Below are 15,284 nucleotides of genomic sequence, written 5' to 3'. Positions count from 1 at the left end.
AGGACGTCTCCTGTGACGGGACGAACGTCCCGGTGTTCGTCTACCACCGGGAGTACCGCGACCTGAAGTCGAACATCGCCTTCGACCGCGAATCGCTCGACTCCTTCATCTTCCGGACGGCCCAGCGGGCCGGGAAGCAACTCACGGTCTCGAGCCCGCTCGTCGACGCCTCGCTCCCGAACGGGAGCCGCGTGCAGATGACGCTGGGCGGCGACATCAGCACCCGCGGGTCGAACTTCACCATCAGGAAGTTCGCCGACATTCCCTTCACCCCGGTCGACCTCGTCCGGTGGAACACGTTCTCGGCGGAGTTGATGGCGTACTACTGGATCGCGATCCAGAACAACAAGTCGCTCATCTTCGCCGGCGGCACGGGGTCGGGCAAGACCTCGAGCATGAACGCCATCTCGTTTTTCCATCCCGCCGTCGAGCAAGATCGTCTCCATCGAGGACACGCGCGAGATCGACCTCCCCCACGAGAACTGGATCCAGAGCGTCACGCGTACGCCGCTGACCGCCGAGGGCCGTGGCGAAGTCAGCATGTACAACCTCCTCAATGCCGCACTCAGACAGCGGCCGGAGTACCTCCTCGTCGGGGAGATCCGGACCGAAGAGCGGGTCGCACTGACCTTCTTCCAGGCGATGTCGACGGGCCACACGGCCTACACGACGTTCCACGCCGACTCCGTCGAGACGGTCATCTCCCGGATGGAAAACGAGCCGCTCAACGTCCCGGTCCAGATGCTCCAGGACCTGGACATCGTCTCGATACAGCGCCAGACCTACATGGGCGACGAGCGCGTCCGCCGGAACGTCGAGACGGCCGAGATACTGCCCCAGGAGTACGACAGCAGCGAGGTCCGCTCGAAGACAGTGTTCAAGCGCGACGCCGAGACCGACACGCACGAGCAGACTGGAAAGTCCGAGTTGATGGTCGAGATCGCCAGCGAGCGGGGCTGGGACGACGAGGAACTCGACCGGCAACTCGAAGACCGGCGACGGCTCCTGCAATACCTCGCCGACGAGGGGATCAACGGCTACGTCGAGGTGACCGGCGCGATTCAGCTGTTCGACAAGGACCACGAGGGGACGATGGCCGACCTCGAAGCGGGTCGACTCACCGGCGAGTACCTCCGGAAACATGGGCCCAACCTCGAGGGGATGAAGTCGAACGACGTCGACCTGCGAACGCTCATTGAGGACGGCTGATGGGGGGAGACGACTACCGGAGCGCCTCCAGTCGGGGAACGTCGACCGATACCGGGGTCAGTCAGTACCGGGACCCCGAGTCGGTCCGGCCCGAGGACAGCGAGGAGTTCCGCGAGCAGTACGGGTACCTCCGGAGCTACTACCGACTCCGCCCGAAGAAGTACCGGAACCTCCAGCGCTGGCTGAACCAGGCCCGGTTCGGGCAGAACTACGACGTGTACCTCGAGCGGACCGCGATGTACGCCATCGCAGCGGCGTTCGTCGGGGTGGTAGCGGGCGTCCTCCTGACCGTCGTCCTCGTCGACCTGGGCGTCGTCGGGTCTCTGTCGAACCCCTTCGAGTTCCGGGGCGAGGTGACGGTGTACCTCGGCGAGAACAGGACGCTGTTCACCGGTGGGGCGCTCGCTATCGTCGCCGCCAGCCTCCTTGCCGGCGGGACGTGGTTCGCCCGGTACTACTATCCGAAATCGCTGGTCGGCGGCCGGCGTCGAAACATCAACGTCACCCTCCCACACGCGATCACATTCATGTACGCGCTGTCGTACGGCGGGATGGACATCGTCGAGACGATCAAGATACTCGGGTCGGCCCAGGACACCTACGGCGAGGTGGCAAACGAGTTCCAGATGATCGTCCGCGACGTCGAACTGTTCGGGAACGACCTCTATACGGCCCTGCAGAACGCCCGGAACATCACCCCGAGTGACAACTTAGAACAGTTCTTCGACGACCTGTTGAGCGTGATCGACTCGGGCGGCGAAGTGACGGTGTTCTTAGAGACCCAGACCGACGCCTACCTCGAGGAGGCACGGGACGAACAGACCGGGTTCCTCGAGACGCTCTCGTTGCTGAGCGAGGTTTTCGTCGTCCTGTTCGTCGCCGCACCGCTGTTCCTCATCGTCATCCTCATCGTGATGAGCCTGCTTGGCGCGAACACCGTCGGCCAGGTCACGCTCCTGGTCTATGCCGTGATGCCGCTGGCGATGGTGATGTTCCTCGTGCTGATCGACACGCTGTCGAGCCCGTTCACCCAGCCGAAGGTCGACCTCGAAACGGAACACCACGTCACGAACGACGGGACGGCGCGACTCGCGGTGCTGGTCGCCCGGGATCTCGTCCAGCAGGCGATCGAGACGGTCGCATCGGCGGTCAATGGCGCCGAGGAGACGTCTCCCGAAGCGCAGATGCAAATAGAACAGAGGGCGTACCTCCGCCAGCGCCGGCAGCGGTACTTCGTCGATTCGTTGTTCCCGGTGACGGCCGTCTTCGATGCCAGCCCCCTGATGACACTGCCGGTGAGCGTCCCGCTCGCAGTGCTCTGGGTCGGGGGCGTCGTCAACGCGGGGAGCGCGGAACTGAGCCGACAGGCGTTCCTCGATGCACCCCGCGTCGCGACGCTCCTGCTCGTCGTCGTGCCGCTCCTCGTCGTCATCGTGCCGCTGTCGGCGTTCGTCGAGCGAAAGCGGCGTCGCGAGAACCGGATCGCCAGCCAGTTCCCGGACACGATGAACGCGCTGTCGAGCGCGAACAAGATGGGCGTGCCGACCACCGAGGCGCTCGGCCTCGTCGCGAAGTGGTCGAGTGGCCCCATCGAGACGGAACTGCGGAAGGTCCGCAACGACATCGAGTGGAACCACGACACGTCCCGGGCACTCCGTTCGTTCGCCGACCGACTGCGCGTCCCACAGCTCTCGCGGGCGATCAAGCTCATCGCCGAGGGGATGCGCTCGAGCAGCGACCTCGCGCGGGTTCTCAGTATCGCCGCCAACGACACCCGGAACCGCTTCAAGATAGAGCAACAGCGACGACGCGAGCTCAGTTCCTACGTCGCCGTCGTCATCATCGGGTTCCTGGTCTACCTGCTCGTCGTCGCGATGCTGACGACGGCGTATCTCGAACCGATCGCGAACACCCAGACGACGGCTCCGAACACGGACATCGAGGCACCGATCAGCATTTCGAATCTGCCCATCGCGGCCTACGAGACGCTGTTCTTCCACTCGGCGATCATCCAGGGGCTCGGCTCCGGGCTGCTGGCCGGGAAACTCGTCGACAACGACGCGTTCAGCGGCCTGAAGTACGGAATCGGGCTCGTGGTGCTCTCAACTGCCGCGTTCATGCTCATCTAACAGACTATGACACAAGAGACACAGACCCAGTCACAGAGTCGCCAGCGGTCAACCCGCGACCCCGCCCGGTCCGCTAGCCGGTTCGGCCGCGACAGCCGGGGTGTTTCGCCGGTCGTCGGTGCGATACTGATGTTCGGACTGCTCATCTCGATGCTCGCGTTGATACAGGTCAACGCCGTCCCGGCCGAGAACCAGCAAGTCGAGTTCGAGCACAACAAGCGCGTCCAGCAGGACATGTTGAACCTCGAGCGCACCATCCTCCAGTCGGGGACCGAGGACGTCCCGGGGTCGGCCCAGCTGGAACTCGCCGCACGCTACCCGTCACGGTTCTTCCTCATCAACCCCGGCGTCGGGGCGGGAACTATCGAGACGAGGGGTGCCGGGACGGTGACAGTTTCGAACGCCCGCGCGCCGTCGGCCGACACCTACTGGAACGGGGACGACAGGACCTTCGAGACGACGACGCTCCGTTACCGGCCGGCCTACAACGAGTACGGAAACGCGCCAGTCACGGTGTACGAACACAACACGCTCGTCAACACCTTCGAGGGCGGTGCGGGACTGCCCGTCAGCTCGGGGAGCTTCATCGAGGGCGACCAGGTGACGCTCGTGTTGCTCGACGGCCAGCTCTCGACGGCGAGCACGCAGTCGGTGGCCATCGAGACGGTCCCCCTGTCGGCGCCGACCACGTCGACGACCATCACCAACGACGGGAGCGGCGACATCGTGATCGAACTCCCGACGACGTTGACCGAAGAACAGTGGGAGACGCTCCTCGAGGACGAGAGGAGTCCGAACGGCAACGTCGCCAACATCGACGTCACGCCCGGCGACCCGTACAACACGCTGACGGTGAACCTCGAGCCCGGCGAGTACCAGCTCCGGATTGCCCGGGTCGGCGTCGGCAGTGACGTCGACGACAGCGTCCTCGGCGCGCGCTACCTGACCGGAGACGGCGACGTGACGGAGAGCATCCGCACCGGGGAGTCGACGGAACTGGCCGTCGAGGTCCGGGACCGGTACAACAACCCCGCGACGGGCGAGGTGACGTTCAGCACGTCCGACGGGACCTTCCTTCCCTCGGGTGGGACGTCGGTCACGGAGCGGAGCGACGAGGACGGGGCGGCGTCGGTCGTGTTCTCGCCGTCGAGCGCCGGAACGTCGGTCGTCACCGCCGAAGGCGACTTCGACGGGAGCGGGACCATCGAGCCCAGAGAACGGACGACGTTCACAATCACAGTCGGCGGCGGGAGTGGTGGCGAGGACAGCGTCTCCGAAATCAACCCCGGGACCCCCGGGAGCGTGAGCCTGGAATCGGTGGAACGCAAGAACACGGGCACGGTGGAGGTTACGCTGGCCAACACCGGCACCCAGGACCAGAAGATAACGCGTGCCCGGCTCCTGTTTTATTCCTCGAACAGCAACAAGGCAAACCAGGATTCCGCTGTGTTGAACGGCAACGACGCCGACACGTTGTACCTCTTCGGTGACTGGGACACCGTCGACAGCGACATCGTCGTGCCGGCAGGCGGCGAGCAGACCATTACGCTGACCTTCGACAAGGTGGGGACGAAGGACTTCTTCGGCTTCTCCATCGAGTACAGCGGGACCTCGGCGAACTACTTCGTCCAGCTCCCCTGACTGGTACCGGGACAGTTCGACACTCCCGGACGGCCCTCGAACCGGCCCGGAACGGTCGACCTCGACGCCGTCGTCGACACGTCGCGCGCCCGGGACCCGGTCCCACTCGGAAGCCGGCGTCCCGCACACATGTGCTCTCCAGTTTCGTCCCGTCCAGGGGGCGCTTCGCGTCGTCGGCCGTTCCGTGACAACATGCGACGGGACCAGTACCTCTAAGTACTGGCGTGGTATAGCATACCATGTATGGCGACCGCACCGAGTCCTGACGACATGTTCGACGAATTTCTCACCCAGCGCGGACACGACGTCGAGGAGACAGGTTGGGAGGACAACTACAACAAAAAGCAGTGTCCGGACTGTGGCGGGCTCCATTCGTCCGCCGCGACCGAGTGCTCGGTGTGTGGCTGGACACCGGTAAACTGACCACGCCCCGCGAGGGGGGTACTTTTCGGCGGTGACGCGAGTGACGGAGCCACGGCTCTCGGCGCCGTCGCTACTCCGTGTAAAGACGCAGACAGTCGCCGGCCGACGAGGGTCAGGCGCCGGCGGGCGACGAACGGGCGGGCGCTGGGTCACGAGGCCCGGCGTCGACGGGGATATCGGCCGGCGACGGCGGCCTCACACCCGCCCGGCGACTGCAGGCGAACCGACGGACACCACCGGTATATAGCCAGGTGAGCGTTTTCTGAGTGTGAACACGGTACCCGCTGCACGAACGCTTATATGATACGACGAGTAGACTGAACCAGTGTCCGAGGACAAGAGTATCGAGGAGATCCTGGATACGATCGGCGATTCACACGCCCGACGTGTCCTGGCCGCTATCAGTCAAGAGCCCCGGTCGGCAAAGGAGCTCGCAGACGAGTGTGACCTGTCCCTCCCGACGGTCTACCGTCGCATCGAGATGTTAGACGAGTACGACCTGGTCACCGACCAGACACTGGTGGCCGACGACGGCAACCACTACAAGGTCTACGAGTCGAACTTCGACTCGACTGTCATCTCGCTTGAAGACGAGGAGTACAGGGTCCGCATCTACCGCGAGGAGAACCTCCCCGACCGGTTCAGTCAGCTCTGGGACGAGCTGAATCCGGAATGAAGCGGACGCCGACGCAGGGGGGGTGGTGACGCCGTGGTCGACGGCGTCGAGGTCGCCAGGAGCGTCCTCCTCCTGATGCGGATGGCCGTCTTCGGCCTGACGCTCGGTATCACGCTCATCAGCTTCCAGGCCTACCGGCAGCGCCCCTCGGAGCGCCTGCAGTATGCCTTCGTCGGGTTCGCGTTCATCAGCATGGGCGTCGCGGTCACCACCGTCATCACGCAGCTGGGGACCGGGCGCACCGCCCCGCTCGTCGACGTCTTCCTCCAGATGTCCGAGACGGTGCCCTTTATCATCGGGTTCGCGATGCTGTACGTCTCGCTGTACAGATAGTCAACTAATGTGAAAGTAATTTTTGCCAATAATTATATGAGAGTTGATGACAATGTGACGAGTACCCATGCCAGAGTGTCAGAACTGCGGCGGTTTCGTCACGAAAGACTACGTGCGGGTCTTCACGCCTCCGGACGTCAGCGCGCCACGAATCTGTCCGGCCTGCGAAGACAAGGTTCGGGACGGCCCCGAGGTCAGAGACGCGCGGTCGCCGCGACACCCGTAGCGGCGGCCACGTGAGTTCGCCCCACGCCTTTCTTAAAGCACGTCGTTTATAGTCGCGGGGGTCTAGCCTAGGCCCAATGACCGACTCGACCACCGAGGTCGTCCGCCTGTTCGGTGGGCCCGGTAGCGGGAAGACGACAGCGCTGCTCGACCGCGTCGAGGAGATACTCGAAGACGACGACGTCGAGTTCCGGGACGTACTCGTGGTCTCGTACACCCGTGCCGCAGCGGCCGAGATACGCGAGCGGCTGGCCGAGCGCCTGGACCTCTCGCCCCGGGCGCTCCGCGGGAACGTCTCGACGATGCACGCGAAGGCCTACGAGTTGCTGAACCTCTCGCGTGGCGACGTCGTCGGCGAGACGGACAAGGAGGAGTTCTGTGAGCAGTTCGGCCTCGAGTTCGAGGACGAGTACGAGGGGTCACGTCGCCGTTCGGCCCGCTCGACGACGCTCGGGAACAAGATCATCGCGACGAGCCAGTGGCTCCAGCGGACCCGCCGTGACGTCGCCGACTGGTACGACGTCCCCTTCAAGTGGGACGACGAGGAGGTCCGCCTGCCCCCGGAGATCGACGACCGGGCCCAGACGGGCAACAAGTACACGCCGACGTGGCCGACCGACGACGACCGGGTTGACGTGCCAAACGCCATCCGCGCCTGGCGCACCTACAAGGGCGACAACGACCTGACCGGCTTCGCCGACATGCTCGAACGGGTCGCCCAGCGCTCGCTGCTCCCGAACGTCGACTACCTCATCATCGACGAGTTCCAGGACATCACGACCCTGCAGTACGACGTCTACCAGGAGTGGAAGCCCCACATGAGGCGAGTGCTCATCGCCGGCGACGACGACCAGGTCGTCTACGCCTGGCAGGGCGCCGACCCCGACCTCCTGCTCGAGGAGGTCGTCACCCAGGACGAGATCCTGCCCAACTCCTATCGCCTGCCCTCGCGCATCCTCAACGTCGTCAACCGCGAGGTGCGCCACATCGAGAAGCGCCAGGAGAAAGACCTCAACCCGCGCAAGGAGGGCGGTCGCGTCGAGGCCGTCCAGAACCCCTCGATGTTCGACCTCTCGCGGAACGTCACCAAGACCGTCGAACAGTCCGACGAGACGGTGATGGTCCTCTTCCGGGCGCGCTACCAGATGTTCCAGTTCATGGACGAGTTCATCGGCAACGGCATCCCCTTCTCCTGTCTGACCGACCAGCGGATGTGGACCGACCGGCTGACCCAGTACGTCCGCGCCGTCGAGGCCATGGAGAACGACGAACCGCTCACCGTCCTGCAGGGCCGCCGACTGGCCGACATGCTCGCCGACTCGGCCTTCGGCACCGGCGAACGCGACGACTTCTTCGAGGCGCTCGAAGACCTCGAAGACGAGCACGAGGCAGACGACATCGCCGAGATCGAGCTGGACCCGGACGTCGTGCGCGACCACGTCCCGTTCGTCCCCGACCCAGCCTCCGCGGCGGACATGCTCCGGAAGGTGACCAACTTCCAGGAGCGATCCGTCGACGCCTACTTCACGGGCGACTACCGCAGCATGGACCCGAACCGCGTCCGTCTGGGAACCATCCACTCCGCGAAGGGACGCGAGGCCGACCACGTCTTCGTCGCCACCGACCTCACCGAGAAGGTCGTCGAGCAGATGGCCGCGACGATAGACCAGAAGGGAATCGAGGTGCCCAGCGTCGAGGAGTTCACCAAACACACAAGCCCCGTCCCGATCCTGACGGACAACGAGCGGCGGGTGTTCTACGTCGGGATGTCGCGGGCCCGCGAACGCCTGGTCCTGATGGAGAACCTCGTCGACGGCGCGCCGACCCTGCCCATCGGCGTCCTGCTGGAGAACGAGCCGACCGAACGCGACATCGAGGACCTGCTCGACGAGGCCGGCGAGGCCGTCGCCGCCGACTGACTCACTCGTCGACGGTCCCGCCCTCGAGGTAGTACGCCGTCTTGTCCTGTGTGGCCCGTGCCACCTTCGTGAACTCGACGACGCGTTCGCCGTCGACCCGTTCGTCCCGCTCGACCTCTACCTGGAGGCCCTGGTCCCGGAAGTACGAGAGCAGCGCGTCGACGACGTCCGGGTCGCTCCGGACGGTGTGTGACTCGCCGACGAGTTCGTCGTCGGCGACCGCCCGGATGGTCTCGACGGCCGGCGGGAGGATCGCCTCGCCCAGGTCCCGGCCGCGTTCCCGGACGGCCTCGGGGTCCTCGCCACGTTCGACGGCCTGGAACGCCTCCCGGACGACGCGGGTGAAAATGAAGTCCCGGCCGTAGTCGAAGGGCAAGGAGAAGGCGTGTTCGAGGTCCGCGCGGTGGATAGCGCTCGTGGTGTATTTCAGCGCCCGCCGACCGTCCGCCGATTTCAGCACGACGCCCTCACGGCCACGGGCGTCGAGGTCGGCGAGCACGTCGTGGACCGCGGCCGCCGCCTCGCCCGGGTCGAACGTCCCGAAGTGCGGCACGGCCTCGAGCTCGTATTCCGCACAGACCGCCCGGCGACGCTCGGGCCCCATCGGGTCGCCGGTCGCCCGGTCCCGAACGTCGAAGACGTAGAACCGCGCGGAGTCGACCGCCGCGTAGTCGTGGGTCGTGTAGGGGTTCTCCGGGCCGACGAACTCGCCACAGAGCATCCGCTCGGGGTGGTCATCGAAGAAGGCGGTCGCCTCGAGCGTCGCTTCGAGGGCCGCCGTCGTGTACGGGCAGATGTAGCCCCGGCGGGTAAAGGCCAGCAGGTCGCCGTCGATTCGCGCGACACGGACGTTGTAGCCGTTCAGTTTCTCCTCGACGGAGACCGACCCGTCGAACTGTGCGGGGACGGCCGTCTCGAGGACGAGCGCGCGTGGAATCGACGGGAACCCGCGGACGACGGCGTCGCCCACGAGCGCGGTGCCCCGCTCGACGCCGTGGCGGGCGTCCGTGAGGTGGCGGTACTCCCGGCCCCGGAACCACGCCCGGTCGAAGTGCTCGAGCAGGTCCTCGGGGTCGACGTCCTCCGTGTCCAAGACTGTCGTCCAGTCGCCGCCCATGTGACCGATAGGTGTGCGGGGGTGTAAAATGTTGCCAGACCGAGCACTCTGCCCGTGGTTCTATCTCCCCTGCGGTCCAAGCACCCGGTATGGCCGAGCGCCCGCTCAAACAACGCTTCGTGCTCGACACGTCGCTGTTTCTCACGACGGAGATACGCGGCCCGGACGGCGACCTCGAGGCGGCCTGTCTCGATCTGCTCGACCTCATCGCGGCGGCGAAACAGATCCACAACATCTCCTGTTACATGCCACCGTCGATCAAGGACGAGCTGACGACGATGCTGGAAGACCGGGATATCAGCGACGAGGTGCTGACGAAACTCGACACCTGGGTCATCACGAAGTCGCCGGCCCACTACGAGGTGATGATTCCGGCCGAGCTCGTCTACACGTTCATCGACGAGATGTCCGACCGGGTCAACCGCGGCCTGCGCGTCTCCGAGAAGGCCGTCCGCAAGGCCGAGGAGTCCCGCGCCGAGACCGTCGAGGACCACGACCACATGACCCAGGTCGACGCGGTCATCTCCGAACTGCGCGACGAGTACCGCGACACGCTCCGTCAGGGCGTGCTCGACTCCCGGGAGGACTTCGACCTGCTCATCCTGGCCCGCGAGCTCGACGCCGGCGTCGTCACGGAGGACCGGGGCATCATCAACTGGGCCGAGGACTTCGGCCTGCGCTACCTGAAAGGCCGGGCGTTCCCCTCGCTCCTGCGGGAGTACCTGGCGGCCGACGACCCGGACCGCTGGCGCGACCAGTCCTAATCCTCGGTGTCGGACTCGTCGGTCTTCACGACGGCCCCGACGGTCTTCTCCGCGACCAGCCCGGGGACGTCCGTCGGCGTCGTGAGGTACTGCTCGACGGCGACCATCAGACCGGCGATGGCGATGAAGACGACGCCCTGGAGAAGCTCCCCGCGGACGAGGTGTTCGGCGCCGAACAGCGCGACGGGGATGGCAAAGACCAGCACCGTCACCAGCCCGACCGTCTCGAGGATACCCCTCGGCATTAGCGGGGGTTGGCGCTACCCGGATAAAAGGCGTGCGGGACGGCGTGAGGGGGAGGAGTCGTCGGAAAGGGGGAGACAGTCGGTCCAGCAGGCCCCCCGACTGAGCCCTCGCCCGGTTCGCGTGGCCGCCCAGCCCGTTCAGTTCCCCCGCGTTGTCAGTACATCGCGGGACCCGCTGGCGTCTCACTCCCGGCCGCTCGTACCCAACCACCACCCCATGACCGGTGCAAATAGATAAAGCGCGGCCGGTGGAAGGGACGTCCATGTCCGAAGCGAAGGTGGCCATAGTGACTGCTGCTGGAAGTGGAATCGGGGAGGCCTGTGCCCGGCGACTCCACGAGGACGGCTACACGCCGGTACTGCTCTCACGGTCGGGGAGCGCTGTCGAGGTCGCGGAGGACCTCGGTGGCGACGGGTTCGAGGGGTCGGTGACCGACCCCGCCGACCTGGCGGCGCTCGTCGAGACCACCGCGGAGCGCTACGGGCGAATCGACGCGGTCGTGAACAATACGGGCCACCCGGCGACGGGCGACCTCCTCGAGATCACCGACGAGGAGTGGCACGAAGGGTTGGACCTCGTCCTGTTGAACACGGTCCGGATGGCACGACTCGTCACCCCGATCATGGCGGACCAGGGTCACGGGTCCATCGTGAACATCTCCACCTTCTCGGCGTTCGAACCGTCGAGCGCGTTCCCCGTCTCCTCGGTGCTTCGAGCTGGGCTCGGGAGTTTCACCAAGCTCTACGCCGATAGATACGCGTCGGCCGGGATCCGAATGAACACGGTCCAGCCCGGATTCGTCGATAGTTACGACGTAGACGAGGAAACGAGAGCGCAGATCCCGATGGAGCGCCCGGCACGGACCGAAGAGATCGCAGACACGGTCGCGTATCTGCTCTCTTCGGAGTCCAGCTACGTCACGGGCCAGAACATCCGTGTCGACGGTGGCCTCACAGCCTCCGTCTAGCCGCCCTGCCCCCGACGAGGCGTTCACGCACGGCCCCGTAGCCCCGTTCCGTCCGCCGCGTCGGTCACGTCACGACCGCGAGCGATGGCGCAACTCGGCGCGTCGATGGGGCCATACGTTCTTGGGGCCGCCACCGGAACACACACCCATGAACATCGGCATCGTGTCCGACACTCACGACAACCTAGACCGGGTCGAGGCGGCAGTCGAGACGTTCCAGCGCGAGGGCTGTGAGACGGTCGTCCACTGTGGCGACTTTGTCGCGCCCTTCTCGGTGACGCCGTTCGACGGCGACTGGACGTTCTACGCGGTTCGGGGGAACAACGACGGCGAGTGGGCCGTCGACGCCACCGTCGAGTCGTTCGGCACGTACCTCGGCGAGATGGGCGAACTGAGCCTCGACGGGACCGAGGTGGCCGTCTACCACGGGACCAGCGGGGCCATCGTCGACGCGCTGGTGGAGTGTGGCACCTACGACTACGTCGTCCACGGGCACACCCACGAGGCCGGCACCGAGGAGTACGAGGGGACGGTCCGGGTCAACCCCGGCGGCATCGCCATCCCGCCGGCGCCGGACCCCTTCTCCGTGGCGACGCTGGACACCGAGAGCGGCGCACTGACGTTCCACGACCTGGGGTGAGGAAGGTCAGTCGTCCGCGAGGCCGTCGACGCGGGCGGGCGCCCCCTCGTGCTGGACGAGGCCGCGGCCGATGCCGAGCGCCTCGTTCGTGCGGGCGATGCTCTGCTCGGCGCTGGCCGTCCGCCGGGAGAGCGCCCGGACGGCGTCGATGTTCTCGGGGACGACGTCGGCCTCCTGGTGGATGGCCTGGAACAGGTAGAGGTCCCGGCCCTCGACGGTGACCGACTCGGCCCAGATGCAGTTCTCCCAGACGTCGCCCCGCGAGCGGCCGGCGTCGCGCGTGTACTCCTTTATCTTGCCCGTGCCGTCGATGCCCAGCGACTCGGGGATGAGAAAGAGCCGGGACTCCCGCGAGAGGAGGTCCCTGACCGCGTCACTGGTGGGTTCGGACGCGAGCGTGACGTTGACCGAGTGGGTGTGCATCTGCGTCGTGGGCACTTTCATGCCCATCGTGTCGATGTCCAGGTCGGGGAAGACGGTCTGGACGTCCGGCCCGTGGTGGGAGGGAATCTTCACCGGGTCGGGCAACGTGTCGTTGATCGGTCCACGGCTCGCATCGCCCGGGTCGCCGCCCCGGCGCACGAGCGTCACGCGGGCCTTCTCGATGCCGTAGGCCTCCTCGATGGGGGCAAACAGGCGCGAGAGGCCGGTGGTGTTACACGAGACCACGCGGGCAGACTGGGCGCCGACGGCGGCGGCGTAGTTCGCCCGGGCGTTGAAACTCACGTCGGCGACGTCGACGTCCTCGCCGCCCTGGAAGATGGCCGGCGTGTCGTACTCGGCATAGAGGGCTGCGTTCTCGGCCCCGACGCCGCTGGGGGTGGCGTCGACGACGACGTCGCTCGCGGCGACCAGGTCGTGGACGGTCCCAGCGGTCGGGATGCCGGCGTCCTCGAAGGGGTCGCGGTCGCCGGCGGCATAGAGGTCGTAGCCCCGGTCGGTCGCGATGGTTGCCTCGAAGTTCGGCGAGCGTTTCGCGACGCCCGCGACAGTCATGTCCGGTTGGGCACGCACCGCGTCAGCGACGCGTTTGCCGATGGTGCCGAATCCGTTGATGCCCACGTGGAGCATGTACCTTCGTACTCGTGGCACCACGATATTCTTTTCGGTGGTTTTGTGGAGAAATTAACTCGGATTGTTGTACTAATGACACGAGGTAGCACAGGACACGAGCCCCGGCCCACCAAGAGTTAATCCGACGGAGGCCGACCCGTCGGTATGGACAACTCCTCGCTGCGGAAGCCAGCGGAGACCGCCATCCACCAGTGTCTGAACCTCCAGGCCGACGAATCGTGTGCCGTCGTCACCGACGACAAGCGCAAGGCCATCGGGGAGGCGCTGTACCGGGTCGCCGGCGAGACCACCGACGACAGCGTCTTCGTCCGCTACCCGCCGGGCGACCAGCACGGCGAGGAACCGCCGGCGCCGGTCGCCGGGGCGATGCGGACGGCAGACGTGGTCCTCGCGCCGACCACCAAGAGCCTGACCCACACCGAGGCCCGGAGCGAGGCCAACGCCGCCGGCGCCCGGGTCGCGACGCTGCCGGGCATCACCGAGGGCGTGTTCCTGATGGGGCTGGACGCCGACTACGAGGCCATCGAGCAGCACTGTGAGGACGTGCTCGCCCAGGTGCAGGACGCCGGCGAGATTCGAGTCACGACCCCCCAGGGCACGGACATCACCTTCGGCCTCGGGTCGCGGGAGTGGCACCTCGACACCGGTATCGTCCACGAGGCCGGCGAGATGTCGAACCTCCCCGCCGGCGAGGTGTTCGTCTCGCCCGAGACGGCTGACGGCACCTTCGTCGTCGACGGGACGATGCGTCCCCACGGAAAACTCGACGGCGAACTGCTCTCCTTCGAGGTCGAGGACGGCCAGGTGACCGACATCTCCGACCCGGCCATCCGCGAGCAGGTCGAGGACGCCGCCGAGGAAGTCGGCGCGGACGCCTACAACCTCGCCGAACTTGGCATCGGGACCAACGTCGCCGTCACCGAACTGGTCGGGTCGGTGCTGCTGGACGAGAAGGCCGGCGGCACCGTCCACATCGCCATCGGCGACGACCACGCCATCGGGGGCGACGTCCACGCGCCGCTGCACCTGGACGGTATCCTGACGGAGCCGACCGTGTACGCGGACGGGGAGGTCGTAGACCTCCCGCAGGGCGAGCGGTGAACGAAGTGAGCCGCGAGGACGGCGAGGAAGTGAAACTTCCTCGTAGTGAGTGAGCGGCGATAGCCGCGACCAGAGGGAGGAAATCGCCTCCGGAACGGCGAGCGGTGAGGGCAGGGTAACCGAACGGCTAATTCGACACCGGACGGACACACGCCCGATGCCAACGCGCCGGACGGTACTCGGGACGGTCGCCCTCGCCGGCCTGGCCGGGTGTGTCTCGGCGGCCCCTCCGACGGCAGCGCCCGACGGCGGTGACGAGTCGATGCCGGTCGACGGCGAGACCGTCTGGTACACCCACCCCCGACCGACGGGGAACCGCCACGTCGACGGCGCGGGGCCCCTCCACGAGGCCGACGCCGTGACGTTCGCGCCCGGGGGTCGCCCGCAGTGGCTGGTCGTCCACCCCGGTCGGGAGGGGAGCCACTGGACTGTCGTGACTGCCGACGGGCGGGCGAGTCACCGGGTCGTCGCCGACGGCAGCGCTGACCGCCTGTCGAGTGCCGGGGACCAGCCCCCCGAGACGCCGCCGGTCGTCGCGGCCGGCGACGTCGGGCACCGACTCCTCCTACCGACGCGGGCGCGCGACGAACTCGCGGCGGTCCGCCGGACCCGAGTCGGCGCCGAGACGGTCCGGCGCCACCCGCTGACCGGGGCGCTCTCGAGCAACGTCACCGGCGTCCAGTTCGGAGCGGGCCGTCTGGCCGTCGGCGCGGGGACGGGCGAGACCGTCCACGTCTGGCAGTCCTGAGCCGCGACGGACCCGTCCGCGTCGCCGACCGTGGGACGGCAGACCACGGATAGGGCCGGTGCGACGACCATT

At 66.6% G+C, this 15,284-nt stretch carries 17 protein-coding genes; 13 read left to right on the top strand and 4 right to left on the bottom strand.

Features of this window, described 5'->3' with window-relative positions; translation table 11 throughout:
• Window positions 1-40 precede the first annotated feature (40 nt).
• Window positions 41-262, bottom strand: a complete 222-nt coding sequence (locus tag P1K88_RS18575; protein WP_473092251.1) for a hypothetical protein — start codon at window positions 260-262, stop codon at window positions 41-43.
• Between the two features lie 155 nt (window positions 263-417).
• Here P1K88_RS18575 and P1K88_RS04530 point away from each other — a divergent pair, with 155 nt between their 5' ends.
• The 8 genes from P1K88_RS04530 to P1K88_RS04495 all read left to right on the top strand — a co-directional run bounded on the left by P1K88_RS04530 (window position 418) and on the right by P1K88_RS04495 (window position 8,555).
• Window positions 418-1,209: a type II/IV secretion system ATPase subunit gene (locus tag P1K88_RS04530; RefSeq protein ID WP_336407605.1), complete on the top strand. Its 792-nt coding sequence runs from the start codon at window positions 418-420 to the stop codon at window positions 1,207-1,209.
• Window positions 1,209-3,338 carry a type II secretion system F family protein gene (locus tag P1K88_RS04525; RefSeq protein WP_276412897.1) on the top strand — a complete coding sequence of 710 codons (2,130 nt, stop codon included), beginning with the start codon at window positions 1,209-1,211 and terminating at the stop codon, window positions 3,336-3,338. Before P1K88_RS04530 ends, P1K88_RS04525 begins: the two co-directional genes overlap by 1 nt.
• Before the next feature lie 129 nt (window positions 3,339-3,467).
• Complete coding sequence (locus P1K88_RS04520; RefSeq protein WP_276412896.1) at window positions 3,468-4,979, top strand: Ig-like domain-containing protein; 1,512 nt, start codon at window positions 3,468-3,470, stop codon at window positions 4,977-4,979.
• 243 nt (window positions 4,980-5,222) lie between these two features.
• On the top strand, window positions 5,223-5,402 hold the full coding sequence (locus P1K88_RS04515) for an HVO_0416 family zinc finger protein (RefSeq protein ID WP_276412894.1): 180 nt from the start codon (window positions 5,223-5,225) through the stop codon (window positions 5,400-5,402).
• A 325-nt stretch (window positions 5,403-5,727) separates the two neighbouring features.
• The gene (locus tag P1K88_RS04510) at window positions 5,728-6,078 is read left to right on the top strand and encodes an ArsR/SmtB family transcription factor (protein WP_276412893.1); all 351 of its coding nucleotides are present in this window, start codon (window positions 5,728-5,730) and stop codon (window positions 6,076-6,078) included.
• 75 nt (window positions 6,079-6,153) lie between these two features.
• Window positions 6,154-6,411, top strand: a complete 258-nt coding sequence (locus P1K88_RS04505) for a DUF7521 family protein (RefSeq protein ID WP_379786841.1) — start codon at window positions 6,154-6,156, stop codon at window positions 6,409-6,411.
• Between the two features lie 67 nt (window positions 6,412-6,478).
• A complete protein-coding gene (locus P1K88_RS04500; protein ID WP_276412889.1) occupies window positions 6,479-6,637 on the top strand; it encodes a DUF7563 family protein in 159 nt (52 codons plus the stop codon).
• A 76-nt stretch (window positions 6,638-6,713) separates the two neighbouring features.
• A complete protein-coding gene (locus P1K88_RS04495) occupies window positions 6,714-8,555 on the top strand; it encodes a UvrD-helicase domain-containing protein (RefSeq protein WP_276412888.1) in 1,842 nt (613 codons plus the stop codon).
• Between the two features lies 1 nt (window position 8,556).
• Here the strand turns inward: P1K88_RS04495 and P1K88_RS04490 are convergent, their stop codons facing one another.
• Entirely contained in the window at window positions 8,557-9,672 is a 1,116-nt protein-coding gene (locus P1K88_RS04490; RefSeq protein ID WP_276412886.1) for an RNA ligase, read from the bottom strand.
• An 89-nt stretch (window positions 9,673-9,761) separates the two neighbouring features.
• On the opposite strand from P1K88_RS04490, the gene P1K88_RS04485 reads away from it, so the two are divergent.
• A complete protein-coding gene (locus P1K88_RS04485) occupies window positions 9,762-10,436 on the top strand; it encodes an RNA ligase partner protein (protein WP_276412884.1) in 675 nt (224 codons plus the stop codon).
• Here the strand turns inward: P1K88_RS04485 and P1K88_RS04480 are convergent.
• Window positions 10,433-10,681: a DUF7533 family protein gene (locus P1K88_RS04480; protein ID WP_276412882.1), complete on the bottom strand. Its 249-nt coding sequence runs from the start codon at window positions 10,679-10,681 to the stop codon at window positions 10,433-10,435. The two genes, P1K88_RS04485 and P1K88_RS04480, sit on opposite strands and share 4 nt — an antisense overlap.
• 263 nt (window positions 10,682-10,944) lie before the next feature.
• On the opposite strand from P1K88_RS04480, the gene P1K88_RS04475 reads away from it, so the two are divergent.
• Entirely contained in the window at window positions 10,945-11,649 is a 705-nt protein-coding gene (locus P1K88_RS04475; protein ID WP_276412880.1) for an SDR family oxidoreductase, read from the top strand.
• A gap of 148 nt (window positions 11,650-11,797) precedes the next feature.
• The gene (locus tag P1K88_RS04470) at window positions 11,798-12,289 is read left to right on the top strand and encodes a metallophosphoesterase (RefSeq protein WP_276412878.1); all 492 of its coding nucleotides are present in this window, start codon (window positions 11,798-11,800) and stop codon (window positions 12,287-12,289) included.
• A 6-nt stretch (window positions 12,290-12,295) separates the two neighbouring features.
• On the opposite strand, the gene P1K88_RS04465 is transcribed toward P1K88_RS04470, so the two are convergent.
• Window positions 12,296-13,360, bottom strand: coding sequence for a type II glyceraldehyde-3-phosphate dehydrogenase (locus P1K88_RS04465; RefSeq protein ID WP_276412876.1), 1,065 nt, complete (start codon window positions 13,358-13,360; stop codon window positions 12,296-12,298).
• A gap of 147 nt (window positions 13,361-13,507) precedes the next feature.
• Between P1K88_RS04465 and P1K88_RS04460 the strand changes: the two genes are divergently transcribed.
• Window positions 13,508-14,464 (top strand): aminopeptidase, encoded by a 957-nt coding sequence (locus P1K88_RS04460; RefSeq protein ID WP_276412874.1) that lies wholly within the window; start codon window positions 13,508-13,510, stop codon window positions 14,462-14,464.
• Between the two features lie 157 nt (window positions 14,465-14,621).
• Window positions 14,622-15,212: a hypothetical protein gene (locus P1K88_RS04455; RefSeq protein WP_276412872.1), complete on the top strand. Its 591-nt coding sequence runs from the start codon at window positions 14,622-14,624 to the stop codon at window positions 15,210-15,212.
• The last annotated feature ends 72 nt before the right edge of the window (window positions 15,213-15,284 follow it).

It is taken from the genome of Haloarcula halobia (genome assembly GCF_029338255.1).
In the GTDB taxonomy this organism is placed as follows: Archaea; Halobacteriota; Halobacteria; order Halobacteriales; family Haloarculaceae; genus Haloarcula; species Haloarcula halobia.
Note: the sequence above shows the minus strand (reverse complement) of the source record. Positions and strands in the feature narration are given on the sequence as shown.